Origin of the sequence: Eubacterium limosum (assembly GCF_000807675.2) — a bacterium.
Lineage (GTDB): Bacteria > Bacillota > Clostridia > Eubacteriales > Eubacteriaceae > Eubacterium > Eubacterium limosum.
Genome location: NZ_CP019962.1, coordinates 3,978,405 through 4,004,193 on the forward strand (window position 1 = coordinate 3,978,405; position 25,789 = coordinate 4,004,193).

Annotated in this window: 27 protein-coding genes; all 27 read right to left on the reverse strand. The window is 45.0% G+C overall.

Features of this window, described 5'->3' with window-relative positions; all coding sequences use genetic code 11:
- Window positions 1-3 precede the first annotated feature (3 nt).
- Window positions 4-1,791 carry a V-type ATP synthase subunit A gene (locus B2M23_RS18750; protein WP_038351486.1) on the reverse strand — a complete coding sequence of 596 codons (1,788 nt, stop codon included), beginning with the start codon at window positions 1,789-1,791 and terminating at the stop codon, window positions 4-6.
- Window positions 1,792-2,409 carry a V-type ATP synthase subunit E gene (locus B2M23_RS18755; protein WP_038351485.1) on the reverse strand — a complete coding sequence of 206 codons (618 nt, stop codon included), beginning with the start codon at window positions 2,407-2,409 and terminating at the stop codon, window positions 1,792-1,794.
- A 12-nt stretch (window positions 2,410-2,421) separates the two neighbouring features.
- Entirely contained in the window at window positions 2,422-2,724 is a 303-nt protein-coding gene (locus B2M23_RS18760) for a V-type ATP synthase subunit F (RefSeq protein ID WP_013380723.1), read from the reverse strand.
- Between the two features lie 20 nt (window positions 2,725-2,744).
- The gene (locus tag B2M23_RS18765; protein WP_013380724.1) at window positions 2,745-3,179 is read right to left on the reverse strand and encodes an ATP synthase subunit C; all 435 of its coding nucleotides are present in this window, start codon (window positions 3,177-3,179) and stop codon (window positions 2,745-2,747) included.
- A 62-nt stretch (window positions 3,180-3,241) separates the two neighbouring features.
- Entirely contained in the window at window positions 3,242-5,209 is a 1,968-nt protein-coding gene (locus B2M23_RS18770) for a V-type ATP synthase subunit I (protein WP_038351484.1), read from the reverse strand.
- A 20-nt stretch (window positions 5,210-5,229) separates the two neighbouring features.
- On the reverse strand, window positions 5,230-6,279 hold the full coding sequence (locus B2M23_RS18775) for a V-type ATPase subunit (protein WP_038351483.1): 1,050 nt from the start codon (window positions 6,277-6,279) through the stop codon (window positions 5,230-5,232).
- 35 nt (window positions 6,280-6,314) lie between these two features.
- The gene (locus B2M23_RS18780) at window positions 6,315-6,632 is read right to left on the reverse strand and encodes a hypothetical protein (RefSeq protein WP_038351482.1); all 318 of its coding nucleotides are present in this window, start codon (window positions 6,630-6,632) and stop codon (window positions 6,315-6,317) included.
- Window positions 6,633-7,375: 743 nt separating this feature from the next.
- Window positions 7,376-8,176, reverse strand: coding sequence for a molybdate ABC transporter substrate-binding protein (modA, locus tag B2M23_RS18785; RefSeq protein ID WP_038351481.1), 801 nt, complete (start codon window positions 8,174-8,176; stop codon window positions 7,376-7,378).
- Between the two features lie 5 nt (window positions 8,177-8,181).
- On the reverse strand, window positions 8,182-9,234 hold the full coding sequence (locus B2M23_RS18790) for a sulfate/molybdate ABC transporter ATP-binding protein (protein ID WP_038351480.1): 1,053 nt from the start codon (window positions 9,232-9,234) through the stop codon (window positions 8,182-8,184).
- Window positions 9,231-9,908: a molybdate ABC transporter permease subunit gene (gene modB / locus B2M23_RS18795; RefSeq protein ID WP_038351479.1), complete on the reverse strand. Its 678-nt coding sequence runs from the start codon at window positions 9,906-9,908 to the stop codon at window positions 9,231-9,233. The genes B2M23_RS18790 and modB overlap by 4 nt, the downstream gene beginning before the upstream one ends.
- A 27-nt stretch (window positions 9,909-9,935) precedes the next feature.
- Window positions 9,936-10,943, reverse strand: a complete 1,008-nt coding sequence (locus tag B2M23_RS18800) for an XdhC family protein (protein WP_038351478.1) — start codon at window positions 10,941-10,943, stop codon at window positions 9,936-9,938.
- Window positions 10,944-10,951: 8 nt separating this feature from the next.
- Entirely contained in the window at window positions 10,952-11,968 is a 1,017-nt protein-coding gene (locus B2M23_RS18805; protein ID WP_038351477.1) for a molybdopterin-binding protein, read from the reverse strand.
- Between the two features lie 20 nt (window positions 11,969-11,988).
- Window positions 11,989-12,264, reverse strand: a complete 276-nt coding sequence (locus tag B2M23_RS18810) for a putative Se/S carrier protein (protein WP_038351476.1) — start codon at window positions 12,262-12,264, stop codon at window positions 11,989-11,991.
- A 2-nt stretch (window positions 12,265-12,266) separates the two neighbouring features.
- The gene (gene yedF / locus B2M23_RS18815) at window positions 12,267-12,878 is read right to left on the reverse strand and encodes a sulfurtransferase-like selenium metabolism protein YedF (protein ID WP_038351475.1); all 612 of its coding nucleotides are present in this window, start codon (window positions 12,876-12,878) and stop codon (window positions 12,267-12,269) included.
- Window positions 12,879-12,891: 13 nt separating this feature from the next.
- A complete protein-coding gene (gene selD / locus B2M23_RS18820) occupies window positions 12,892-13,938 on the reverse strand; it encodes a selenide, water dikinase SelD (RefSeq protein ID WP_038351474.1) in 1,047 nt (348 codons plus the stop codon).
- Between the two features lie 13 nt (window positions 13,939-13,951).
- Window positions 13,952-15,103 carry an aminotransferase class V-fold PLP-dependent enzyme gene (locus tag B2M23_RS18825; RefSeq protein ID WP_038351473.1) on the reverse strand — a complete coding sequence of 384 codons (1,152 nt, stop codon included), beginning with the start codon at window positions 15,101-15,103 and terminating at the stop codon, window positions 13,952-13,954.
- A gap of 43 nt (window positions 15,104-15,146) precedes the next feature.
- Window positions 15,147-15,944, reverse strand: coding sequence for a selenium-dependent molybdenum cofactor biosynthesis protein YqeB (gene yqeB, locus B2M23_RS18830; RefSeq protein ID WP_038351472.1), 798 nt, complete (start codon window positions 15,942-15,944; stop codon window positions 15,147-15,149).
- Window positions 15,934-16,545, reverse strand: a complete 612-nt coding sequence (locus B2M23_RS18835) for a nucleotidyltransferase family protein (RefSeq protein WP_081571298.1) — start codon at window positions 16,543-16,545, stop codon at window positions 15,934-15,936. Before B2M23_RS18835 ends, yqeB begins: the two co-directional genes overlap by 11 nt.
- Window positions 16,539-17,282: a selenium cofactor biosynthesis protein YqeC gene (yqeC, locus tag B2M23_RS18840; protein WP_038351470.1), complete on the reverse strand. Its 744-nt coding sequence runs from the start codon at window positions 17,280-17,282 to the stop codon at window positions 16,539-16,541. The genes B2M23_RS18835 and yqeC overlap by 7 nt, the downstream gene beginning before the upstream one ends.
- Window positions 17,275-17,922 (reverse strand): helix-turn-helix transcriptional regulator, encoded by a 648-nt coding sequence (locus tag B2M23_RS18845; protein ID WP_013380741.1) that lies wholly within the window; start codon window positions 17,920-17,922, stop codon window positions 17,275-17,277. Before B2M23_RS18845 ends, yqeC begins: the two co-directional genes overlap by 8 nt.
- A 132-nt stretch (window positions 17,923-18,054) precedes the next feature.
- Complete coding sequence (locus B2M23_RS18850; protein ID WP_038351469.1) at window positions 18,055-19,380, reverse strand: uracil-xanthine permease family protein; 1,326 nt, start codon at window positions 19,378-19,380, stop codon at window positions 18,055-18,057.
- 79 nt (window positions 19,381-19,459) lie between these two features.
- Complete coding sequence (locus B2M23_RS18855; RefSeq protein WP_038351468.1) at window positions 19,460-19,837, reverse strand: RidA family protein; 378 nt, start codon at window positions 19,835-19,837, stop codon at window positions 19,460-19,462.
- Window positions 19,838-19,877: 40 nt separating this feature from the next.
- Window positions 19,878-20,810 carry a carbamate kinase gene (arcC, locus tag B2M23_RS18860; RefSeq protein ID WP_038351467.1) on the reverse strand — a complete coding sequence of 311 codons (933 nt, stop codon included), beginning with the start codon at window positions 20,808-20,810 and terminating at the stop codon, window positions 19,878-19,880.
- Window positions 20,811-20,891: 81 nt separating this feature from the next.
- A complete protein-coding gene (gene ygeW / locus B2M23_RS18865; protein WP_038351466.1) occupies window positions 20,892-22,091 on the reverse strand; it encodes a knotted carbamoyltransferase YgeW in 1,200 nt (399 codons plus the stop codon).
- A 108-nt stretch (window positions 22,092-22,199) separates the two neighbouring features.
- Entirely contained in the window at window positions 22,200-23,510 is a 1,311-nt protein-coding gene (locus B2M23_RS18870; RefSeq protein ID WP_013380746.1) for a YgeY family selenium metabolism-linked hydrolase, read from the reverse strand.
- Window positions 23,511-23,532: 22 nt separating this feature from the next.
- Window positions 23,533-24,744, reverse strand: a complete 1,212-nt coding sequence (gene dpaL / locus B2M23_RS18875) for a diaminopropionate ammonia-lyase (protein WP_038351465.1) — start codon at window positions 24,742-24,744, stop codon at window positions 23,533-23,535.
- 58 nt (window positions 24,745-24,802) lie between these two features.
- Window positions 24,803-25,459, reverse strand: a complete 657-nt coding sequence (locus B2M23_RS18880) for a helix-turn-helix transcriptional regulator (RefSeq protein WP_038351464.1) — start codon at window positions 25,457-25,459, stop codon at window positions 24,803-24,805.
- Between the last annotated feature and the right edge of the window lie 330 nt (window positions 25,460-25,789).

The window sequence follows — 25,789 nt, forward strand, 5'->3', positions numbered from 1 at the left end:
TCCTTAATCCTGATATCTGCGCATGAGATCATCGTAGTATTCATCAATATCCTGTCTCAGGACATCAATACCACTGAAATCATCATTCGGAATATTGTATTTCATCTTGATGACATCATCAAAGATTTTTTCATTGTACAGCACGGATGTCGGTATCCCCTGCTTAAGGCCTACCAGCCCTTTTTCATAGAGATAATCCATAATCTTTAACATGCGGTACTGTTTTTCGAGCGGTACATAGGTATCGGTATCGTCAAAGGTATTCTGCTGTAAGAAGCCGACTCGGATGAGCTTGGCGATACTGAGTACCCAGCGCTGGTCGTCTGGCAGTGCATCTTCACCGATGAGCATAACCATTTCCTGCAGCTTGTTTTCCTGGAACAGGAGATCCAGCATTTTATTCCGCAGCTGGATGCTGTCCTCTGCCACGTTGTCTTCATACCAGTCGGTCAGCAGCTTCACATAGCCGGAATAGCTTTCCATCCAGTTGATGGCAGGATAGTGGCGGGCGTAGGCCAGGTTCTTATCCAGCGCCAGGAAAGTATTGACATAACGCTTGGTATTTTCGGTAACGGGTTCTGAGAAGTCCCCGCCGGCCGGTGATACGGCGCCGACAATACTGATGGAGCCCTCTTCCCCGCACAAGGTATCTACAGAGCCTGCACGTTCGTAGAACTCTGCGATACGGGATGATAGATAGGCCGGATAACCTTCTTCAGCCGGCATTTCTTCCAGACGGCCGGAGATTTCACGCAGGGCTTCTGCCCAACGAGAGGTCGAGTCTGCCATCATGGCCACGTCATAACCCATATCTCTGAAATATTCTGCCATGGTAATACCTGTATAGATGCTGGCTTCGCGGGCCGCAACCGGCATATTTGAGGTGTTGGCGATCATAACCGTACGTTCCATGATGGATTCGCCGGATTTCGGGTCGATGAGGCCTGGGAAATCTTCGATAACCTCGGTCATTTCATTACCACGTTCGCCACAGCCGATGTAAATGATAATATCCGCATCGGACCATTTGGCCAGCTGATGCTGGGTTGTTGTTTTACCTGTACCGAAACCACCAGGGATGGCTGCTGTACCGCCCTTGGCGATGGGGAAGAAAAAGTCGATGATACGCTGGCCAGTGACCAGTGGTTTTTCCGGCTCTCTTCTGAACTTGGTTGGACGCGGTGTTCTTACCGGCCATTCCTGGTACATTTTGAGCTCATGGCGTCTTTTTCTTTCATCCTCAACAACGACTAAAACTGTTTCGATATTATAGCTGCCATCTTCTTTGGCTTCCACGACGGTGCCCTTTACGTTCGGCGGCACCATGAGGCGGTGCTCAATCATCAGGGTTTCCTGGACAGTCCCAAAGATCTGTCCGGGTTTTACGGTATCGCCAACACTCAGTCTGGCTTTGTAATCCCACAATTTTTCTTCATCAATGGACATCAGGCCGATCCCTTCCGGGATAAACACCGGTGAGATTTCCTGAATTTTTTCCAGCGGCCGCTGGATACCATCGAACATATTTTTTAGCATCCCCGGTCCAAGCTTAACGCTTAAAGGCATCCCGGTTGACAGGATTTCCTCGCCGGGCATCAGGCCTTCGGTTTCTTCATATACCTGGATGGTTCCAATGTCGCCGTCCAGAACGATGACTTCACCGATCAGCTTTTTCTTGCCAACCATGACCATTTCACGCATTTGGAAGGCGGTCATATTGGTCCCTGTAACAACGGGTCCGTTGATGCCTGAAATAACGCCTTTTACTTCATTCTTTACTTCATTACTCAATTAACCCACCTGCTTTTCCATTACTTCGTTTAAGTACATACCGATTGTCTTGTAGTTGGTACGAACAAGATTTTCAACGGTAAAGTCACAATTTATACGATTGTCTGTGTCTCTGACGACAATGCCTCCAATGGTGCCTGCAGGTAATGCATCAAATGTGATGGTGTAATCGGGCAGAACCCTTGAGGCGTTTTGTTTGACAAACGCACTGTCGGGGTCATTTACAAAAATAATAATATCCCTGCGGTCTCTCAAAATGCTCGGAACCTTTTCCAGACATTTTACAAGGTAACCGCGGTAGATTTCTGTGCCGACATAATTTCTGGCTTCATCCAGCACCGCCTGTTTAAAATCCTCCAAAATACGGCTTTTTTCTTCCAAAAGCTCTGTTTTTGCAGTGTTTTTACCCTGGGCGATGATTTTATTCTTATCACGGAAAATAACGTGGTAACCGCGTTCTTCGATACTGCGTTTTTCTTCCTTGATTTTTTCACCAGAAGCCTTCACCATTTCCAGCTTTTTATCCTTCGCTGTATTGATGGTCTGCTTGCCCCATTCGCGTTGTTTCCTTAGGAGATATTGTGTAAAGACACCAAGTTTTTCTTCAACTGATATCATGTGTTCACTTCCTTACAATCCTACGGATTCTTTAATATATTGGGTGATGATTCCCTGCTCTCTCTGATAACCATAGCGGTCAGGTATGACCGTGATCAAAGGGAAGAGAACCTTTTTTTTGGTATCCAGTACGAGATCCTCGATCATTAAATAAGCCTTTTCGGTCAGAAAGATAATGCCGATTTCCTTGTTCTTCAGGGCTTCTTTAAACGTACTTTCAATGGTTTCCTGATCTCTGACGTAGGCGCCTTCGATTCCAGCTAATTTCATGCCTAAATAGGAATCACGATTTTCGCTGATCACAAAAGATTTCATTTTGTCATATCCTTAAAGGCTTAGAGGCTACCGATGATCATGATAGAGATAATTAATCCGTAAATGGCAACCCCTTCAGCCAGGCCTACGTAGATCAGAGTTTTACCAAGAATCTTTTCATTTTCGGATACAGCGCCAAGAGCGGCAGAACCAACGACACCAACAGCGTAACCTGCACCCACACAGGCTAAACCGGTAGACAGTGCGGCGCCAATGTAACCCAGACCAGCGTCAGACATGCCAGCAGGATTGGTAGCAGCAGCAACAGCAGATGGAGCAAACATAATTAAAGCAGCCGCCATAGTCGGGATGAATCCGGCTAAATTAAATCTCAAAAACTTTTTCAGACGGCTCTGTTCAGAGGTGCAGTCCTTATAAATAAAATAAACACCACCGGCAATGGTTGCCAGAACTAAAAGACCAGCTAAAATTGTAATAATTGTTAAAATACTCATTTTAAACTCCTTTTTCTTCGTGTATCCCATCAGGGATAGAAATATTGATCATGTTATTTTTATTAAAGTGTGTTTCTGATTTCACTGCTCAGAGGAACAAACTCTTCCCCGTCGCCTGTGTAATATTTACTGAACAGTTCATAGAACTGTAATCTCAGGCACTGGATAAAGTCGATCAGACCTTCCAGCACGATGATTAAAACATTACCAATGATCAGAACAATCACACCACCGAAACCGCCGCCCACCATTGTGGCCAGGGTTTCAAATGCCATAAACAGTCCAACGTGAGTCAGCGCAAAGGCCCCGACTCTGATAAACGACAGGGTGTTGCTGAGCATGGCCAGCAGCATCTCAAAAAGCTCAAAACCGCTTTCCACATAATAATCCCCTGCGGATGTATCGTATAATTTTCTTTTTCTGATGGTATTGGCAATAGGCTCACGCAGCAGCACCAAGATGACCAAAGCGACTGCAAGAACTGCCAAAAACGGTGTAAAAGCACTGCCGCCCGGGATAATTCCCGTAGCGCAGAGCGCGCACAACAAGATGCTGATATAAAGGACAAAGCCGGCAATACCATTCTTGCCAAAGAGTCCTTCTTTAATGTCCCCCGCTCGCAGCTTGTTGATAATGCTGTACAGATAAGCAATAAACAGCATGACTACACCGAGCACGACTGCCGTCAAAAGCACCGTATTGATGTTTTCAAAGGGCCTGACCCAAAGTGTCGGCAGAATCGACTCATTACCAAATATACTTCCGTATATGAAGCCAAAAATAATGGAACTGCATGCCATTCGTGCAATAACATGCCCCAGTTCTACTCCCCGTTTGCCTAAGATATAGCCGGCCAGTAATAGGACAAGACCTTGGCCTACATCCCCAAACATATATCCAAAGCAAAATAAATATGTGATACTGAGAAATGGGGTGGGATCTAACTCGTTATACGCTGGCACCCCGTACATTTTTACCAGTGTCTCAAAGGGCCTGAAAACCCAGTTGTTTTTCATTTTTGTCGGCGGTTTGTTAGCGGCGTCGGGATCGGTGAACATGACAATCATATTGTCATACTGCGCAGCGATCTTTTCCAGGGCCGCTCTGTCTTTTTTGGAGACCCAACCGGAAAAATAGAAGTTTTCTTCACTGAAAGCCATGTACTTTTTAATAATATTCAAGTTTGCATAAAGTGTGAGCACATTAAAAACTTCTTCGGCCTCCACTTTGTTTTCATCACGGTGCTTTTCAAGCAGCGTTTCATTTTCGGAAATTGTTTTTTCCAGTTTTACTTTTTCGAGCCCCAGGTCTGTTAAAATGTCACCCGGTGCTTTTACATAAGCATCATCATAGCCTTCAACCAGCTTGAAATTCAGCGCCTTTAAAATACGGTTGGTTTCCACCTCAAAATCCTTAGGCGAAATAATCATAAAGACTTCTTCGTTCTGGCTGGTGTCCCCCACATGGAACACAATGGAAGTAACCGTGTTGTAAATACTCTTTAACCGGGCCGCATTGTCTTTAGAGACAGAGCCGATGGTATAGGTGAAGTATTCCATGTTGTTTAAATTTTCCATTTTCACATCAATATTTTTGATGTATTCGTAGGCTTCGATACTCGTGTTAACTCTTTTAAGTTCTTCCCGCGCTTTTCCAAGATTTTCAAATTCCGTATCCAGATAGTTTTGGAAACGATCGGTTTTTTCAAGGATTTCACCAAGGTCGTATTCCTTTTTGGACAGGGCTTTTGTATCCAGGGTCAGCTTATTGTCGTAAAGCTCATTTAATTTTTGCACCTTCTGCACAAAAATCTTCTCATCCACCATGTTCTCGCCAGGAACGAGCTGGGCAAATCCCAGCAGCTCACCGATGTTTTCTTCGCAGACTGGCAAAGTAAAACGCCCGGTATCAATTTCGTTCATGGCATCAACAATCTGGATATCATTGAAAAGAAAAATGTCTTTAGCGAAACGGTCGACGTAGTTTATTTTGCCTACAACGTTCATCATCATAACATTTTCTATAGCCATATAATACTTCCTTTCACATCTTACTCAAAAGATCTGATTAAAAATTTTTCTGTTTCTTCTACAGACATACGGTAGCGCTTGCTTTCGATAATGGAGGTAATGTCCTCAATTTCGTATTCAATGAGCCGTATGAATGCAACGACTTTTCCCAGGCCAGCTTCTGTTCCGCTAAACAGCTTCAGATAGGCATAGTACATAAATCGTTCACGTCTTCTTTCCATATACAGGTCCAGTGTTTTCGAATGATTAAACAGAAAAGCATATTCACTGTAGGATTTCATGACTTCATGGAGGGCATCCATGTTTTTGATCTCACTCATATGCTGAATATCTTTCTCTTTAATCTTAAGACCGCCGCGCAGCGCATAGGCCAGCAGCTCCTCACGGGAAAGGTGATAGAACTTTTTCCCACGATAAAACCAAACCAGGTTTAAAAGATCAATGCCCTCGCGCGTTGTCTTGATAAGGTCCTTGTTCTTCTTCTGATCCAGCTTGTTCAGGTTGTTCTTCAGCTTATCGTAGTAATAACGTTCCAGCCCTTTTTCAATGGGAAAGAGGTCATCCTCTACGGTTACCTGCTTGTAGATTTCGAGAAGACGATAATAATCTGTGCCGACCAGGGCTTTTTTAAAGCTGTCCCAATCTTTTGTTTTTACCAATTTGTCAAAGGGTATGTTGGTATACTTTTCTGAATAGACCAAAAACCCGGCGAGTTCTTCAAGATTGTCGCCGCGGGCAATCCCGCGGATCAAAACACGAAGGCTTTCAATATCTGAACGGATCAGCAAAGTTTTTACAAAGGTCTTTTCTTCTCCCTGCAGATAATGCATCAGCTTCTCAATTTCATAAATCTTCATCCGGGTGAGGGGCACTTCCAGTTCCAGGCGGTGAAGATGGTCCGTGTGAACCTCCTCCAGAAATGGCCCGTAATAGGTATTGTCCTTCAGGTAATAAAAAAGGTCATTCAGCGAAGGGGCTTTAATCAGCGCCTCGTAATCCTGAGTTCCAAGCATCTTTGACTTCATTGCCAATAATTTCGTGTTCACACACGCATGATTACTATTCGCCATTAATCTTCACTACTTTTCTTTAAATTTTTCAAGAATCAGATCGACTGAAACAGTTCGTCCAAAACTCTTTTTGCACTTTCTTGTTTTGCACTTTCGTACTGCTCTCGCAATGATTTAATCGAGCTAGACATTTCTTTTATGGCGTTATCTTTCTCTTCTTCAGCTTTCCTGATTTCAACGTCATAATTGTGTTTACTTTCTTCTTTTGCAGTGGTGATAACATTCGTTTCTTCTTCTTTCAATTCGTCTTTGGTATCGGATACGATTTTTTCCGCACGGGCTGTGGCGCTGGCTTTAATTTTCTTGGCCCGGTTGTCCAGATCGATAATCTGATGAAGCACTTCATTTATCATCCTAATAACGACCTCCTTCTTCAAAAATTAATTCTAGTCTGAACCCATTATAGCACTTTGTGTATACAAAGCAACCACTATTTTTGTTTTTGAAATGGTTTTAAATGCAAATTTTAGACAAAAGCCCATCATTGTAGTATCTTTTGTCGCTAATCGGTAATAATAGCGTGGCTTTTTATAAATAATAGATTCCCAGAATGAAATTATATTCACTCTGTTGATATTTTATACCCTTTTACACTGAAAATCCACGAAAAATTAAATTTACCTTCCTATTAAATATATATAAAAGAGTGTGATGGCAATAATCATTTGAAAATAAATCCATCGCCAGCCTTCATACAAAACCATACAATGCGTTAAAATCAACCACAGTTTTTGTTTATCATTTTAATATAAAATAAGCCCCCCGTCTTTTGACAGGGGACTACTAAAGAGAAAATTTGGGAGGTAGATTTTTAATTGAAGTATGATTGCTCGAAAATATTTATATCCTCGAATCGTTTTTTTAAACAAAATATTTTAAAAAAATTCAAAATAACAGCTTGATATTTCTTTGACAATCCGATATAATATAAACGAGTTCGATGAGTCTAACTTACTTCATGAGCAACACGCGGTTTTCTCCCTAACTCCTTGATTTGTTTAACCGCGAACCCCTCGTTAGACACACATTACATGTGCCCGGCATTCTCCGGGCTTTTTTAATGGTGAGTTTTCCTCTTAAAAAGTTTTATTCCCATTTATAATGGCTCAAAGCCATATTTTTCAAAAACAACTTTAGCTTCATCACTTTTTAAAAAACTTTCAAAATTTTTAGCCGCGTCCAGCTGGGTACTGTCCTTAAGAACAGCCATCGGATAAATAACGGTTTTGTAACTGCTTTCCGGAACTTTGCTGACAATAGCAACCTTATCTGGGACTGATTTTGCGTCCGTTTCGTAGACCAGCCCTGCATCCACTTCCCCATTTTCTACATAGGTCAATACCTGTGTAACATCTTTACCATAAACAGCTTTTGTCTTTACGCTGTCTAAAAGATTAAGGTTGGTCAGCGCTTCTTCAGCATATTGACCGGCAGGTACTGCGCTCGGTTCACCTAACGCCACCTGAACAGCCTTATCTGTACCAAGATCCTCAATGGTCGTGATCTCCGTATTTCCCTGGGGCACAATTAAAACCAGATTGTTTTTCAGCAAATCTTCACGAGTTCCACCTGCCAAAAGCCCCTCCTGTTCCAAAGCATCCATCTGCTTTTGTGCAGCAGAGATAAAAACATCTGCCGGCGCACCATTCTCAATCTGTTTCTGAAGATCACCAGAACCGCCATAATTAAAAGTTAATGTCTGCCCTTTATTGGCCTCCTGGTACATTGGTGTCAGTTCCTCCATGGCATTTTTTAAACTGGCAGCTGCCGAAATGGTCAGGTTGATATTGTCTGTGCTGTCTCCTGTTTGTGCATTGTTTTGTGTGCTGCAAGCGGTAAATCCAAAAACTAAGGCGCCTGTCAAAACAGTAATAATTAATCTTTTTACATTTTTCATGTTTTTTATCCTTTCATTAATATGATATTTTGGGGTGAAATTTTTAAATATTGGGGAAATTCACGCCCAGGTTCTTTTCCAAAGTGAACACGTTCAAAATCCCAGCACAGCGGACGGTTCACCTCCTTTCCATAAGGTTTGAATAAAACAGACACCTTAAATTGGGATTCGATAACATTCTCAATCTCTATCTGAATGGTGTTTTCACCAGGATGTTCTGTCGGTTCAAAAAAATGCGCCCGGATACCCGCATGGGTAATATCCTTCGAAAGTGAAACGTCCGAGCAAAGCACACAACCCCAGTCCACTGCCTCAAAGCAATGGTCTTGCAAAGGGATTATTCTTGAAATATTCTTGCAACCAGTTAGTTTCGTAGCAGAAATGGATATGGGATCAGCAAAAACATTTCGCAACGCACCAAATCGATCGATTTTTCCGTCGTTGATTACTGCAACACACTCGCAAATGGCAAAGACTTCATCTCTCGAATGCGAGACAAAAAGCGTAGTCCCTTCATAGTCCTTCAAAATTTTTGAAACCTCACATTGCAGTTCCCACTTTAAAAAGGTGTCCAAAGCAGAGAAGGGTTCATCCAGCATGAGTACTTTCGGGCTGCGCGCAAAAATTCTTGCCAACGCCACACGCTGCTGCTGTCCGCCTGAAAGCTGTGCCGGGTAACGGTTCTCTAATTCATTAATTTGAAAGCGCTCAAGCATTTGCTGCAGGATTTTCTGTGTACATTCCGCGCCTTTCTTCATACCGGCTGTGATATTCTGCCTTACCGTCATATTCGGAAACAACGCGTAATTTTGAAAAAGATAGCCGGCGTTCCTTTTTTGAGGCGACAGATTGATTTTCTTTTCAGCATCAAAGTAGGTAACACCATCGACTATGATTCGTCCTTTATCTGGCTTTTCAATCCCTGCAATACATCGCAGGGTCATGCTTTTTCCCGACCCGGAGGCACCCAGCAAACCGTTCACTCCCTCACCGCTTTCAAATTGTACTTTCAAATTAAACCCTTTAAACTGCTTTTCAATATCTACCAGTATACTCATGCTCCGCCTGCCTTTCTTTCCTGCCGGGCCAGCCAGATATTCATGCCTCCGATGGAAAGCAGTGAGATGGCGACGATAACGGCTACCCACTGCATGGCTAAATGCATATCTCCAGCCGCTGTCGCCGTGTAGATGATCAGGGGAACGGTTTGTGTCTTGCCTGGAATGTTCCCGGCAATCATAAGTGTCGCCCCAAATTCGCCAATCGCCCGGGCAAAAGCCAGTACCATACCAGCTCCAATCCCCGGCAGGCTTACCGGAACTCTGATTCGCCAGAAAATATAGCGTTCTGAAAGCCCCAGCGTTCTCCCGGCATCAATAAGGTTCTGATCCATCTGTTCAAAAGCAGCCTTGGTCGTGCGGTACATAAGCGGAAAGGAAACGACAATGGCGGCGATAACCGCTCCGCTCCACGAAAAAACAACGCGTATCCCTAACTGCAGCAGTACCTGTCCCAAAGGGCTGTTTTTGCCAAAAATCATCAACAGAAAAAAACCAATAACTGTGGGGGGCAAAACCAGCGGCAGCGTCAGGATGCCATCGGTCAGCCACTGGGCCTTTTCTGGAAGACGGATAACCAGCCGGGCTGCCAGAATTCCGAGGACAACAGTAACAGCCGTTGCCAGAATGGCTGTTTTTAATGAAATCAGAAGGGGCGAATAACCCTCTGCCATACAATCACCTCCATGATTTAAAAGCTTTTATACATTGTCGGATGCCCTCACTTCAATCAGCTCTGCTGCAATACTGATCGCTATTTCTGCTGGTGTTTTTGCTTTGATTGCCTTTCCAATCGGTGTATAAACCATGCTCAGTCTTTCCTGCGTAAAGCCGTCAATCCTCATGAGCTTTTCATTAACAGCTGCTGTTTTTCTCTTGCTGCCAATAACACCTATATAGCGGGCATTTGTTTTAAGGACCTGCGCCTCTACCAGATAATCGTTCTGGTGTCCTCTGGTCATGATGACCACATAATCTGAAGGGCCAATCTTTAAAAATGTGCTGATATTTTTAAAATCACTGACAAAGACCTCCTCCGCGTCTGGAAAGGACTCTTTGTTGGCAAACACCTCCCGATCATCAATGACTACACATTTAAAGTCCAGATGGCTGAGCACCGGCACAAGCTCTTTAGCGATATGCCCGCCGCCAAACACATAAACCCGTTCGTTTTGCAGCAATGGCTGTGAAAAAATACAGGTTTCATTCTTCCTAAACAATCGACTTTCTTTTTGAAACAATTCGTCATCGAAAGGCGCTGTTTCTTTCATCCTTTCATCAACCACGATCATCTCAAATGCCGCAGGCTTTTCCCAGCTAGTTAACAGCCAGGCATCCTCATTGGATTCAAAGACTCTTCCCAGCCCCTCTATCAGATTTTCTGTCTGTCGATTATCGGGAGATAAATACTGAAAATACAGTGTGGCGTTGCCGCCGCATACCATGCCGAGATCACCGGCTTCATTTGGCCTCAGTATGTATTCTTTCATAAAAGAAGTTTTGGTTTCAAACAGTTTCTGAGCTTCCTTCTGGGCATCGTATTCCATGGCACCACCACCCACGGTACCAATGGTGGTGCCATCCTTATAAACAGCCATCCAGGCACCCGTCCCTCTGGGTGCAGAGCCATGAAAATTAACGATCGTAACGAATGCCAGGGGTTCATTTCTCTTTTTTGAAAGCTTAAGCGCTTTGTAAAAATTCTTCATGTCGTCCTCTACTTTCCAAACCCACAGTTTGGGTAGGTGCAGACTTCACAGTTCAGGCACAAACCGCCCTCACCCAGAGAGGACAAATCCTCCGGCATCAGTTTTTCCCCTGCCAATACCCTTGGGAGCACCAGATCAAACACCGTTCTTTTGGCGTACATCACGCATCCCGGCAGCCCCATGATGGGTATTTCGCCCTCATAAGCCAATAAGAACATTGCCCCCGGCAATACCGGCGCACCATAGCTGACAATCTCAGCGCCAGTCTTTTGAATGGCGTTTGGCGTAATATCGTCGGGGTCCACGCTCATGCCTCCGGTACAGATGACTATTTCGGCGCCTTTTTCAATGAATTCACTGATTTTTCCTGAAACCAGCGCCTCATCATCGGGAAGAATCTCCTGTGCTATAACCTCGACTCCATATTCATCCAGCTTATCCTTGATCACAGGACCAAAAGCATCCTCAATCCGTCCCGCATAAAGTTCACTCCCAGTATTGATGACAGCCGCCTTCTTTCTTTTAAAAGGCAGCAGCTTGAGAATGGGCTCTCCGCCCCCCAGGGCTACCGCGCGGTCCAGTTTATCCTGATCAATGGCCAGTGGAATAATCCGGGTTCCTGCCAGCTTATCGCCCCTTTTAACTGGAAAATTCCCATGCCTGGTGGCAATCATGAGCTCACCCAGTGCATTGAGCGCTTTCAGCTTTCCGCTGTCTATCTTCAGCAATCCGTCGATCTCTGCGATCACCTCAATTTTTCCTTCTTTTACCTCCGAAGGCGACATATGCTCGCCTGCACATATCCGGTACAGCACCTCGGCCCCGGCATTCTCATGAACCATGCCTGGGTCGTTTTTCCAAATATATACGTGCTCCTTTCCCATGGATAAAAGCACCGGTATATCTTCCTCCTGAATCACATGGCCCTTCCGAAACCTCGGGCCTTTAAACGCATCTTTTATAATTTGTGTCATATCGTGGCATAGTATCAGACCTACAGCCTCTGTTGTTTTTACACTTTCCATTTTCACTGCCTCGTTTAGTTTTATTTGGAACACACTGGTTCTGGACAGATTTTTCCATCTCTGTGGTGCACTGCGTAGGTGTCCATCAGTGCTTCATCAAATTTCGCTGTTTTCAGCTGTTTTAATACGTTTTCTATATCCAATGCCTTAATAGCGATTGAAATACCGCATCCCGCTGAAATCTCCCTTAACGTCGGAATAATCGTGATTTCAAAAAGGCCCTTTAAAATTCCTTCGGCCATCATTGCCGCATGGGTATTGGCAAAGGTCAGCAAATAATAATCTTGTTCTTTCATAATTACAGTGTAATGACTTTTGAGGCGGCAGACATCTTTTCTGTAATGTCATACATATTGCTGATTTCACCAATCTTCAGGTTATCCTTGAGCTTATAATAGTCAAGGCAGGTTCCGCAGACCAATATTTTTACACCCCGGTCCTCCAGAGCCTGTAAATGGGCAACCACCTGCTCATCCAGGCTTGTCAGCTTAACGCCGCTGTTCATAAACAAGATGCTCTCCGGCACATCATCGGCCTGGGAAAGGGTATAAAAAAACATTTTTACCAAGGCGTTTCCCAGTTCATAGTCGCCCTCGCCGATATAGTCCTTTCCCATAAAGACGACCCACTTACCTGTTCCAAAGGCAGCGGAGCTGCCATCAGGCATTACATTCATCTCTGTCTCTGGTATTTCCCGGCCATCTGTAATAAACCGGACTTCAAAGCGTTCTCCACTACCGCTTACTGCAGCGTCATAGTTTTTGCTTGTTGCCAGTTTTTTCAGGTTTTCCACCGCAATGGCGTTGTCAACGGTTATGATAAAGCTGTCATGATTTGCTTCAATTTCCTTTTTGGCCATGATGACCGGCATGGGACACGCCTTACCCATGGCATCAATTATTTTTGTCATTATGCTTTCTCCTTTATTCTCTTATGATCAGGGCCTTGTCCTGCCTGTCTGTAAGCTGTCCCACAAGCGCGCAGTCTGTTTTCAGCTCAACCTTCAGGGTTTTCAAAAGATTCTCCGCCTCAGAGGGCGCTACGCTGATCAGCAGACCGCCGGAAGTCTGGGGGTCAAAAATGATGTCCTCCATCTGTCCACTCACCGATGATCTGTAATCTGGTCCAAAGTATTCCCTGTTCCGATATGTGCCGCCAGGCACAATACCCATCTCCGCCAGTTCGATGACTCCAGGCAGAAGCGGAATGGCCGAAGCCTCAAGCTCCATACTCAGATGGCTGGCCTTGGCCATCTCAATTCCATGACCACCCAGGCTGAAACCGGTAATATCGGTACAGCCGTGCACCTCATCGTATAAGCCCATAACCTCACAGGCTGTCTTATTCAGCGTCGTCATGGACAAAATCGCTGCTTCACGCGATTCATCCGTTGCAATGCCGCCCTTGATCGCGGATACGATAATCCCGGTACCGACAGGCTTGGTAAGAATGAGCTTGTCACCCTCCCGCGCATGGCAGTTCCCACAAAGATGCAGGCAGTCCGTTATGCCAGTCACTGACAGGCCATATTTGGGCTCAGTATCATCGACTGAGTGTCCGCCTACCAAAACAGCTCCGGCCTCCTGTATCTTATCCGCGCCGCCTCTCAAAATTTCGGATAAAATTCCTTTGTCTTCCTTTTCTGGAAAACAGACAATATTCATCGCGGTCAGCGGCTTTCCGCCCATTGCGTAAATATCGCTCAGGGCATTGGTCGCGGCAATTTGTCCAAAGAGATAAGGGTCATCCACAATGGGTGGAAAAAAATCCAGGGTCTGGAGCAGGATCTGCTTGTCATTAATCCTGTAAGCCGCAGCATCATCCGAATTTTCCAGCCCGATGATCAGGCTGTCACAGCCTTTAAGTTCAAGGTCTTTTAAGACCTTTGACAGAGCGCCTGGTCCAAGCTTCGCGGCACATCCGCAATTTCTGACCATTTCGGTCAAGCGTTTCGGTTTATTTTCTGACATGGCATTTATCCTTTCATTCTGTTGTGATTTTTTGAAGAGCCTCCAAAGCGCAGTCCACTTCATCTCGTGTATTGAAATGATTGAAGGAAAAGCGCAGTGTTCCCTGGGGATAGGTTTCCAAGGACCTGTGCGCAAGCGGAGCGCAGTGCATTCCCACCCGCGTCATAATGCCGTAATCCCTGTCCAGCTCAAAAGCTATCTGCGCATTGTCCTTTGTCAGGCAATCTACCGAAACCAGGGCACAACGGTTCCGGTGATCCGCAGTTCCGACAAGGCGCAGGCTGTCAATGGCTTCGACACCACGGATAAAAGCACCCATTAACTGTTCTTCAATCATAAGGAGCTCGTTTTTATCAACTGAGCTCAGATAATCCAACGCGCTGCTGAGTCCATAAATTCCCGGAAGATTCAGCGTCCCAGCCTCAAACCGATCCGGCAAAAATCCCGGCATATCCAGCTGGTCTGATACACTTCCTGTGCCTCCGTCTAACAGTGGGACCATCTGCTCTGCCAATTCGTCTGTCACCAGAAAACCGCCAATCCCCTGTGGCCCCATCAGCCCTTTGTGCCCGGTAAAGCACAGGGCGCTGATGTTGGCTTTTTTCATACTGATGTCATGCAGACCGGCTGTCTGGGCCGTATCCACAATAAAATACAGGCCACGGCTTGTGCATATCCGCCCCACAGCCTCAACGGGCAGAATATTTCCGCTTACATTAGAACCATGCGTCATAACAACAGCCCTGGTTTCTGGCTTTATCATCTTTTCAATACACGTTACTTCTAAGTTACCCAGATTGTCACATGGAATCACATCGTAGGTAACACCTGTCTGCTTCAGATGTTCCAGCGGTCTCACCACGGCATTATGCTCCAAACCAGAAATAAGCACATGGTCTCCCCGTCTCAGAAAACCCTTAAGCACCGTGTTGATCGCCTGCGTGACATTTGCTGTAAAAATGACGTTTTTATTATCCTCGGCGTCAAACAGGCAGCGCAGCTTCTCACGGGTTTCATAAACCTTTCTTGACACCACATACGCCCGTCCATAGCTCCCCCGTCCCACATTACAGCCAATATTCTCCAGATAGCCTGCCATTTCAGACGCCACTCCCGGAGCTTTTGGCCAACTGGTACTGGCATTGTCAAAATAAATCCCTTTCATCCTGCACGCTCCTTAAGCTTTCGCTGCCCTATTACCGCCGCTTCTACTCCTTCAGTAAATGCATAACTGCCTCCAGTACCCCACCGCTGATGTTACGGGCCTTATCCGAAATTGTATGGCAATAGGCTGTATCACCTCGTGGGTCGACATCGGCTATTTTTAATCCTTTTTTAACATTCGTACCATGGGAAATCATACCGCGCAGCACACCGTCGAGCTTAGATATAACCGGGGTTTCTCCGATAAAGGCAAGACATTCACCCTTTTTTACCAAATCCCCAATATCATGGCACAGCCGGATCGCTCCAGAATCTGGCGCGTGTATTACCCGTTCGTGTGTGTAACCGCCAATATTTCCAGGAATACCGGTATTTCTTGCCGCCATTCCCTCATACAAAATTCTTCCAAGGTGGTGCCCCCGGTTGGTTTCAATCACAGCGTCAACATCCTCTTTTGCAGTGAAGCCAGGTCCCAGAGCAATAACGGCTTTTGCCATATCCCTGGTCGTTCCCAGATTTTTTTTTGCAAGTATTGCGTCAACCACCGCATCCGGACGGACCATCCGGATCATATCACCTCTTGGATCGACACAGACGGGTATCTCATCCCTTTTCAAACAATAGCACGCCTCCTCAATGGACTCACAGCGCCTCGCCATCACTCCTTCCACAACAGCCGTACCATCGTGAATGGCCTGGGCAAACGCAACAGTGCGCCGGATAACAGTAGGGGCTTCAATGTCAAGGGCAATCACTCTGAATCCCGCTTTATAAAGCCGGTATATGGTACCGGTGGCAATATCTCCGGCTCCACGCACAATAATCGTTTCACTAATTTTCATTCTCAGACCATTCCTTTTCATAATATTCCAGTAAACGCCGATAGTCCTCAGGCGTGTCAGCGTCCATGACGCAGGTTCTGTCTCCCTGAATTTTTATCAGCGCCTCGGTGTGTTCTTTTATAATCCCCCGGCCCCCGGCATCACCTGAGACTGTCAACAGCTCCTTAAACCAGCATTTTCCAAAAGCTACGGGGTGCCCTTTCTGGCCTTTATATTCCGGCATTATTATGCTCGTCGGATTTTTCATAATCGCCTGTTCTATTTGCCCCACCAGCTTCCTGCTGACCAGAGGCTGATCACCAAGGAACACCAGAATACCCTGACACTCCGGATAATGCTTCGCGAGATAAGCGACTGCTATTTTTAAAGAAGTCGACTGTCCAAGCTCTGGCTGATCATTGACTAAATAAATAAGCCCTTTACCCGTCTCAATACTGCCAAGAATGGCATTTCGCGTTACAATAACGATTACATCCCCAAAGCTTTCTGCCACACCATCAATGGTTTTTTCCAGAATCCTTTTTCTGCCGATGGGCAAAAGAAGCTTTTCACTGCCCATGCGGCGTGACAATCCTGCTCCAAGAATAACAGCTCCTAACATAAATACCAGGTCCCTTCACGCAAAGACGCAGCAATACAACCGTCAAAATAAGGTTTTGCCGCTTCACAAAGCATCTCTGCTTTCTTTTCATTTCCACTATCTGCCTTATTAACAAGCAAAAATTTTGGATTTTTAAAGTTTTTCAGTTTCTCACTCACGAACCAGTCCATACTCTCCCTGAAAAAAGCGAGATCAAAACGCTTTCCCTTCAAATTCCGAGGGCAGCGGTGCAGGTTCACATCGCTCATGGATTCGTTTAAAAGCTCACAGCCAATCACATGAATCAGCTTCGTTGTGTTTTGGGGAATAACCGGTTCCCACTCTCTGTATATTTTATAGGGATTTCCTCCAGCTCCATCTCCTTCATTCAGAAAAATCCAGTCCTCCAGCTCTTTAAACAGACAGTCCAACAGCTCGGGTGCCGCCCCTTTTACCTTATGATCCTCAATACAGCGTTCTGCAAAATAATACAGGTCACTGTCCTGTTTCACTAAACGGCTCAACAGCGCCTTATACGACGCTGTTATGATCACCTCGCCGTCAAAGGCATATGGATAACGCATTTTTGTGGTGGTGGTTAAAAGGGTTCTGCCCTTATCCTTAAGCTCACTGCCTAAACAGGAGAGCAAAGACGTCTTACCACCGCCTCCGGTGACCGTAACAAAGTCAGGCTGTTCGATACCGAACAGCGCTGACAGTTTCATGTTCTCATTTTGCACACAAAGTTTTTTATTCATTTTCCTTCTTAATGGTAGCCAGGTAGCGGTAAACGGTCGGTACCGAAACACCGAGCATATCCGCCACATGCCAGATGGTCCCTTTAACCATAAAGGTTCCAAGTCCCTGAAGTCTTTCAACCACTTCAATTTTTTCCTGCTTGCCCATTTTCCTAAGGTCTCCGTGATTGCTTGGCAGCACACGGCTCATGTTATTGATGACCAGTTCTTTGACGTTAATATTGAAGTTTTCTTCAGTCTCTTCATCTTTTCTGAGTGGTTCAACCGTAATGAGCGATTCGAGGATATCCCGGGCTTCTGCAAATTTCTGACAATCCATATTCAGACAGAGCAGGCCGATCAGCTCGCCGTCATCATCCTTAATAAAATACGTTGCCGAACGTATAATGTTGCCTCTCGGAGACATTCCCCGATAGTTTACACGGTATGGTGCTTCTTTGTAGGCCTCATTCTTAATGAGCTTAAGGCCATAGTCCGTAACCGGAGCCCCTAATTCACGTCCGCTGATATCGCCATTTCGGATTGCCACAATCGATGATTGACAGTCCGAGAGGTCGTGCAGTACCACCTCTGTGTTTTCTCCTAAATAATCTGCTAAAAAGTCTACCAGTACTTTGTAGGATTCAAGATCTTTTGCCATAATTATTCTCCTTCTGAACTTTAATTCATATAAACAAAGAACGCTTATAATCATTGTTTAAAAATGTTATATTCCTATTATCGCAGATTTCGGAGAAAAATTCAATAATAATTTATTATTGTGTCGATTTTTTTAAAGATCCTCATTTTCAAAGGGTGTATTCTTTGGTAAAATTAAGTTTAAAAGGATTGCAGACAGGGTTGAAACCACAACGGCCGACTCTCCAAAAAGACTGTCAATCCAGGCCGGAAGCTGTTCCATCGCGCCGGGAACCTGGGAAATGCCAATGCCAAGCGCAACCGATAGACCAACAATGGTTGCATTTCTCTGAGTCAGTTCACTCTGCATAAAAAGCTTAACCCCGGTCATGGTAATGGTAGCAAAAACTGAAATTGTCGCGCCGCCCAGTACACAGTACGGGATGGTCATCATTAAAGCTGAAAATTTTGGAAAAAGACCGGCCAGGACAATAAAGCCTGCGGCAAATCCGATGACCACACGGTTAATAACCCGGTTCGTTACAACAATACCAACATTTTGCCCAAAGGTAGAAGTCGGAAGCCCACCAAAGATCGAACCGATAATACTGGAGACACCATTGCCCATCAGGCCTCTTGACAGTTCATCAGTCGTAGGTTCACGGTCCATGGCGCCCACACTGAGTGCGGAAAACTGCCCGATGGATTCCACCGAGTTGACCACAAACAAAATCGACATGGATATAATCGCAGGCAAATGAAATTCATATCCAAAATGCCCTATCGCCGGCAGCATAAACCAGCTGGCCTCCTGTACGGTTGTGAAATCAATCATTCCACAGAACAGGGCGATGACATAACCGATGATCATCGACAAAAGAATGGACGCCAGACGGGCAAAGCCCTTGGTAAAGTTATTAAAGAAAATAACCAGTACCAATGTGATCATGGCGATGATCCAGTTCATGGGAGAACCGAAATTTTCGCTTCCCGCGCCCCCTGCCATATATTTAATGGCGGTAGGATATAATGACAGACCAATGGTAAAAACCACGGTACCAGTAACTACCGGCGGAAAAAGTTTTCGAAGCTTTTTAATGAAAATACCAATCAGTATTCCCACAACGCCGCCAATAACCTGGGAGCCTAGTATGGTCGCAATATTATAATCGCTGACAATACCAATCATCGTTGGAAGATAGGCAAAGCTGACCCCCATAATAACCGGAAGACCAGAGCCAACCTTTCTGAAGGGTGGAAATAACTGAATAAGCGTGGCGATACCGGAGATGATAAGCGCCGCCTGAATAAGAATCCGGGTATCGGCCGGCGATAAGCCTCCCGTACCGGCCACAATAATGGCTGGAGTTACACAGCCAACAATCATCGCTGCAACATGCTGCAGTGCCAACGGGATCGCTTCTTTAATTTTCGGCATTCCCTTAAGTTGATAAATGACATTATCTTTATCGTTATTCATGATTTTCTCCTCATGACCTTAGAGGACCGTTAAGGGCAGCCCTCCAAGAACACTTTGTGCACGGTGTGTTAACGCATCGTTATTTTGCTGCAATGGCTTCAATCTCAAAAGAAGCCCCTTTTGGCAATGCTGCAACCTGAACGCAGGAACGCGCCGGGTAGTCGGCTGTAAAGTATTGCGCATAAATATCATTAACCGCAGCAAAGTCATTCATGTCTGTTAAAAAGACCGTTGTTTTCACAACGTTTTCAAAAGAAACACCTGCTTCGGTTAAAATGGTTTTTAAATTTTCAAAACCTGTTTTAGCCTGGGCTTCTAAACCTTCTGCCAGAACACCGGTTTCCGGATCCAGACCCAGCTGTCCTGAAATATAAATAGTTTCTCCCGCGGCATTGGCATGTGAATAAGGTCCGACAGCGGCTGGTGCTTTCGCCGCATTGATAACTGTTTTACTCATAATATTCTCCTTCTTGTTACTTGTTAAAAATTTAACTTATCTATTTAATAATAGTTCCTGTTTTTCCCTGGATACCGTCCTTTGCCTTTTCAAGCAGAGTAATCAACGCAAAACGGTCTGAACCCGATTTTGCAAATTCCATTGCCGCCTGAACTTTCGGCAGCATGGAACCAGGAGCAAACTGTCCCTCATCAGCGTATTTTTGAGCTTCTTCAACACTGATTTCAGACAGCCATTCTTCATTCGGCTTGCCAAAATTAATGGCAACCTTTTCGACAGCAGTTAAAATAATCAGACAGTCTGCGCCGATTTCCTTTGCCAGCAGACAGCTTCCAAAATCCTTGTCCACGACAGCGGCAGCGCCTTTTAAATGATTTCCCTGAGCATAAACAGGGATTCCGCCGCCCCCGGCTGCCACAACGACCTGCCCGGCGTCTGCCAGAGCTTTAACGGTTTCAATTTCAATTATCTCAACGGGTTTGGGTGAGGCGACAACACGCCGGTAGCCCCGCCCCGCATCCTCCACAACATCATAATTTCTTTCCCGGACCATTTCGTCCGCTTCTTCCTTTGTCATGAAACGGCCAATGGGTTTTGTTGGATGGCTGAAGGCTTCATCGTCAGGATCGACGCGCATCTGGGTAATAATGCTTGAAACCGGTTTGTGAATTCCCCGGTTAAGGAGCTCCTCCCTCAACGCATTCTGAAGATCATAACCAATATATCCCTGGCTCATCGCCACACAAACAGATAAAGGCGCCACCGGATTTCCCGGGTCTGCCTTTGCCAGCTCACCCATGGCCAGATTGATCATACCGACCTGCGGCCCGTTTCCGTGAGAAATAACAACTTCATTTCCTTCCTCTATTAAATCCGCGATGGCTTTAGCCGTATTTTTAACCGCCGCCATTTGTTCTGGTAGATTGTTGCCTAAAGCGTTTCCACCTAGGGCGATCACAATTTTCTTGCTCATGGTTTTCTCCTTTAAATGAAAAATGGATGGATGGCTGAGCAAAGGGCCCGGCCATCCTCAAATTTATTTTTCGGCTCGCTTTTATTTGGTAAAGAAGCGGTCAATACCTCTTTCTTCCAGAGCCTTTAGGGTTGCCTGAGGATCTTTTTCCTTTGCCAGGAAGATCATAGCGGCAATAATATATGGTTTGTAGCTGGCTTCTTTATATAATTCTGTACGATAGCGGTCGAATACAGAGGCTTCAACTTCGCCTTCTTCACAGCTAACGCCAGTAATGTCAGCTGGGAGGCAGTGCATATAAAGCGCTTTGCCGTCTTTGGTTGTTTTCATCAACTCTTCGGTGCATTCCCAGTCTTTATGGTTTGCATTCTGAGCGAGCAGTTCTTTTTCTAAGCGATCGATGCCTTCCTGGTCACCGTTGCCGTATAAGATGGTCCGTTCTTCCATTGCGGAGAAGGGTGCCCAGCTCTTTGGATAAACAACGTCAGCGTCTTTAAAAGCTTCTGCCATGCTGTTGGTCTTTATAAAAGATCCACCGCTTTCAGCTGCATTCTTTTTAGCCACTTCTTCTACGTCAGACATAATTTCATATCCTTCCGGATGTGCCAGAGTAACGTCCATGCCCAGACGGGTCATCAGACCGACAATCCCCTGCGGTACAGATAACGGTTTTCCATAGGATGGGGAGTAGGCCCAGGTCATAGCGACTTTTTTACCCTTAAGGTTTTCAATACCGCCAAAATAATGGATTAGGTGGAGGGCATCGGCCATTGCCTGTGTTGGATGGTCAATGTCGCACTGCAGGTTGACTAAGGTTGGTTTCTGTTCCAAAATACCGTCTTTGTGTCCTTCAGTCACAGCGTCGACCACTTCGTGCATATAGGCGTTACCCTTGCCAATATACATGTCATCCCGAATACCGATAACATCTGCCATAAAGGAGATCATATTAGCAGTTTCACGCACAGTTTCTCCGTGGGCTACCTGAGACTTACCTTCATCTAAATCCTGTACTTCCAGACCTAACAGGTTGCAGGCAGAAGCAAAGCTGAAACGGGTACGGGTTGAATTATCACGGAACAGAGAAATTCCCAGACCACTCTCAAAGATTTTAGTCGAAATATTATTTTCACGCATATATCTTAAAGCGTCAGCCACGGTAAACACAGCTTCCAGCTCTTCCGGTGTTTTTTCCCAGGTCAGGAAAAAGTCATTTTCATACATTTCTTTAAAATTCAACGCATTCAGTTTATCGATATAGGTTTGTAAAGTTTTATCCATTTTTTAATCTCCTTGGTTTTTATAAATTAATGCTCATAGTTTAAAGCCCAGGATAAAGGATAAAACGTACAACGTCGCAAATTATCCTTTATCCACAGCCGAAGTTTTTTATTTGGTGTAAACAGTCGGTAAAGCAGCGTAAACAGCGGCACAGGTCACAAGATCCTGTTTCCAGGTTTTTTCATTTGGTGCATGAGCCTGCGCTTCCGCTCCAGGGCCAAAACCGATTACCGGAATACCGTTACGTCCCATGATGGACACGCCGTTAGTTGAGAAGGTCCATTTATCTGTCAGCGGTCGGGCTTTACGTTCTGCCACTGTCTCAGAAGAGCCGATACGTTCTTCACCGTACATTCCTTTGTAAGCTTCTTCCAATGCTTTAGTAACCTTGTGGTCTTCTGGAATAACCCATGTCGGGAAATAGCACTCGATCGGATAAACACATCCGGTGTAAGAAGGACGGTCATATTCATACATCGAAACCTTCACATCATTCCCGTATTTTTTTACATTCGGCAGATTGCGGATTTCTTCCAGACAGCTTTCCCAGGTTTCCCCGGCAGTCATACGGCGGTCCAGAGAAACCGAACAGCCATCCGCTACTGCACAGCGGCTTGGTGAGCTAAAGAAGATTTCCGATGTGGTGACAGTGCCACGGCCTAAGAAACGGGCTTCCTTCCACTCCGGATTGTATTTTTCATCCAGCATTTTAACCAGACCCTTGATTTCAGTACCTTCTTCAGCATCATTTTCATTCAGGGCACGGACATCCTGAAGAATATCCGCCATTTTATAAATGGCGTTGTCGCCACGCTCCGGAGCAGATCCGTGACAGGAGACACCTGCAACGTCGATCCGGATTTCCATACGGCCACGCTGTCCACGGTAGATACCGCCATCTGTCGGCTCGGTAGAAACGACAAATTCGGGGCGGACCTTGTCTTCATTGATGATATATTGCCAGCACAGACCATCGCAATCCTCTTCCTGAACTGTACCGGTTACCAGCACGCTGTATTTGTCATTCAGCATCCCAAGGTCTTTCATAATTTTAGCGCCATATACAGCGGATACAATCCCGCCAAGCTGATCAGAGGTTCCACGCCCTCCGATTTCGCTATCCGATTCAAACCCTTCATAAGGATCAAAATCCCAGTTATCCATATTGCCAACGCCAACAGTGTCAATATGAGCGTCAAAACCGATCAGGGTATCGCCGGTTCCCATATATCCCAAGACATTCCCCTGTGGGTCAATTTCCACTTTGTCAAAACCGAGCTTACGCATTTCTTCAGCAATGGTATTAATATGCTTTTCCTCATCACAGCTTTCGCCCGGGTTTTTCACAATATTGCGGAGGAATTTTGTCATATCCTCTTCATAACCCTGTGCCGCTTTTTTGATTGCTTCAAAATCCATTTTCAATTGCCTCCTGTTTAATTTAAATTGATGGGTGTGCGCCATTCCAGACAATAGCGCGGTAATTTTCAGGATCTGTATCCCCTTCCGTTGAAAACATAATGATCTTAGAATTATGGTCCAGACCAATGCTCTCTCTCAGCTCTTTATAGTCGTCGCTTTCCATTAAGGTTGCGATTAATCCCATGGATACCGCTCCGGACTCACCGGAGGTTACAGGCATATCCCCTTTTACTGGGGCCGCCAGCATTCTCATGCCCTTTGCCGCTACCCAGTCCGGGCAGGAAACGAAAAAGGAGCTGTTGTTTTTTAAAATTTCCCATGAGATGGTGTTCGGCTCACCACAGGCTAAACCGGCCATGATCGTTTGCATATCTCCATCCACAAAACGGATCTTACTGTCTTTAGCAGAGGCCGATTTATATAAGCAGGCTGCTTCATCCGCTTCAACCACAACCGTTGTGGGACAGTTTCCCGGGAACAGGTTTGCGAAAAATCCTTGTACTGCTCCGGCCAGAGATCCAACGCCTGCCTGAATAAAAATATGTGTCGGACGTTCACAGCCAGCAGTCTTTAACTGCTCGGCGGCTTCCAGCGCCATTGTCCCGTAGCCCTGCATGATCCAGGCTGGAATTTCTTCATAACCATCCCATGCCGTATCCTGAACAACCACGCCATTCTCTGTTTTTTCTGCTTCAGCCGCCGCTATACGGACACATTCATCATAGTTTACATCTGTAATAGACGCCTCAGCGTTCTCCTTTAAGATGTTTTCCAACCGAATCGGGCTGGAACCCTTAGGCATATAGACGACTGCCTTTTGTCCGAGCTTATTGGCCGCCCACGCAACGCCACGTCCGTGGTTGCCGTCAGTAGCTGTAAAAAAAGTGGCCTGTCCAAATTCTTCTTTCAGTTTATCGGACGTCAGATAATCATAGTCCAGCTCGGAAACATCCCTGCCCAGTTTTTGTGCAATATATCTCGCCATTGCAAAGGAACCGCCTAAAACCTTAAAGGCATTGAGACCAAAACGGTAAGATTCATCTTTCACAAACAAGCTGCCAATTCCCAGATACTCTGACATTTTGTCAAGCTTTACAAGCGGCGTCTGTGAATACTGCGGAAAGCTTTCATGAAAAGCTTTTGCCTTTTTAACCGATTCGATGGACATCACCGATAATTCCTTATCGTTCGTTTTTGGCATCTCATTGGATACCCATTTGATTTTTTCCATTGTTCTCTCCTGTTGAAGTGTAATACTAAATTGTTTTCAGGGCCGTGATGGTCCTCGCCTATTTCTTTTCTGACGGATCAGAACTGCTCTGATCTATATAGCTGTACAGCGTGTACTTGGATATTCCAAAGTAAGCTGTCAGCTTTTCGCTTGCCTTGGTGATCAGTAAAGCTCCGGCATCATTTAAAAATTTAAGCGCCTTAATCTTATCCTCTTTGTTCATTAAGGCCACCGGCTTTCCAACCAAACGAACAGACTGCTCAAGCAGGTCGTCCAGTAAGTCATTAACATTTGTGGGAATGTTCTCCACTTCCTCCTCTTTTTCTTTTTTGGTTCCGATAAGAGACTGAAGTGAGTTTTCCACCATCAATAAGCCTGTAATGTCATAATTAATCGAAAAAATACCGATAACCTTATTGCCTTGATCTCTGATATAAACCGTACTTGATTTTAAAATTTTGCCATCTGCCGTTTTTGTCATATAATCCAGATGATCCTGTAAATCTTCAGGGCTTTTTTTCAGAGCTTCCAGCACAACATGGGAGGGCCCGTCTCCCAGCTTACGGTTGGTAACATGTCCATTCTCTATATAGACAACCGTGCTCTCTTTATTTTCAGTCGTAAGATCGTGCACTACCACTTCACAGTTGCTGCCAAACTGGGTAGCAATGCCATGGGCCAAATTTTTTAATAAATCCAGTGTTTCTCCTTGCATCTTAATTAATTCCTTCGCATATCGACTTTTTCATATAATCAAACAGTTTATCAGGTAACCTGACAATTTGTTTGGTTTATGTGTCTATCATAACACCATTTTTGAAGAAGCGCAACCCCTATTTTTAAAAAAAATAAAAATTTATTATATCACCAAAATAGATTTAATAAAATTTTTTAAAAAAGACTTGCTTTTTGTTTTAAAACATGATAAATTATCGTTAGGATAATAAAGTATTATTGTCTCGTAAGTCCATTAAAAGGTTGCTGCATCTCATATAAAAACCTTCGCATATTCAATGTTTTGCAGTATTTATCAGTGATATAGAAA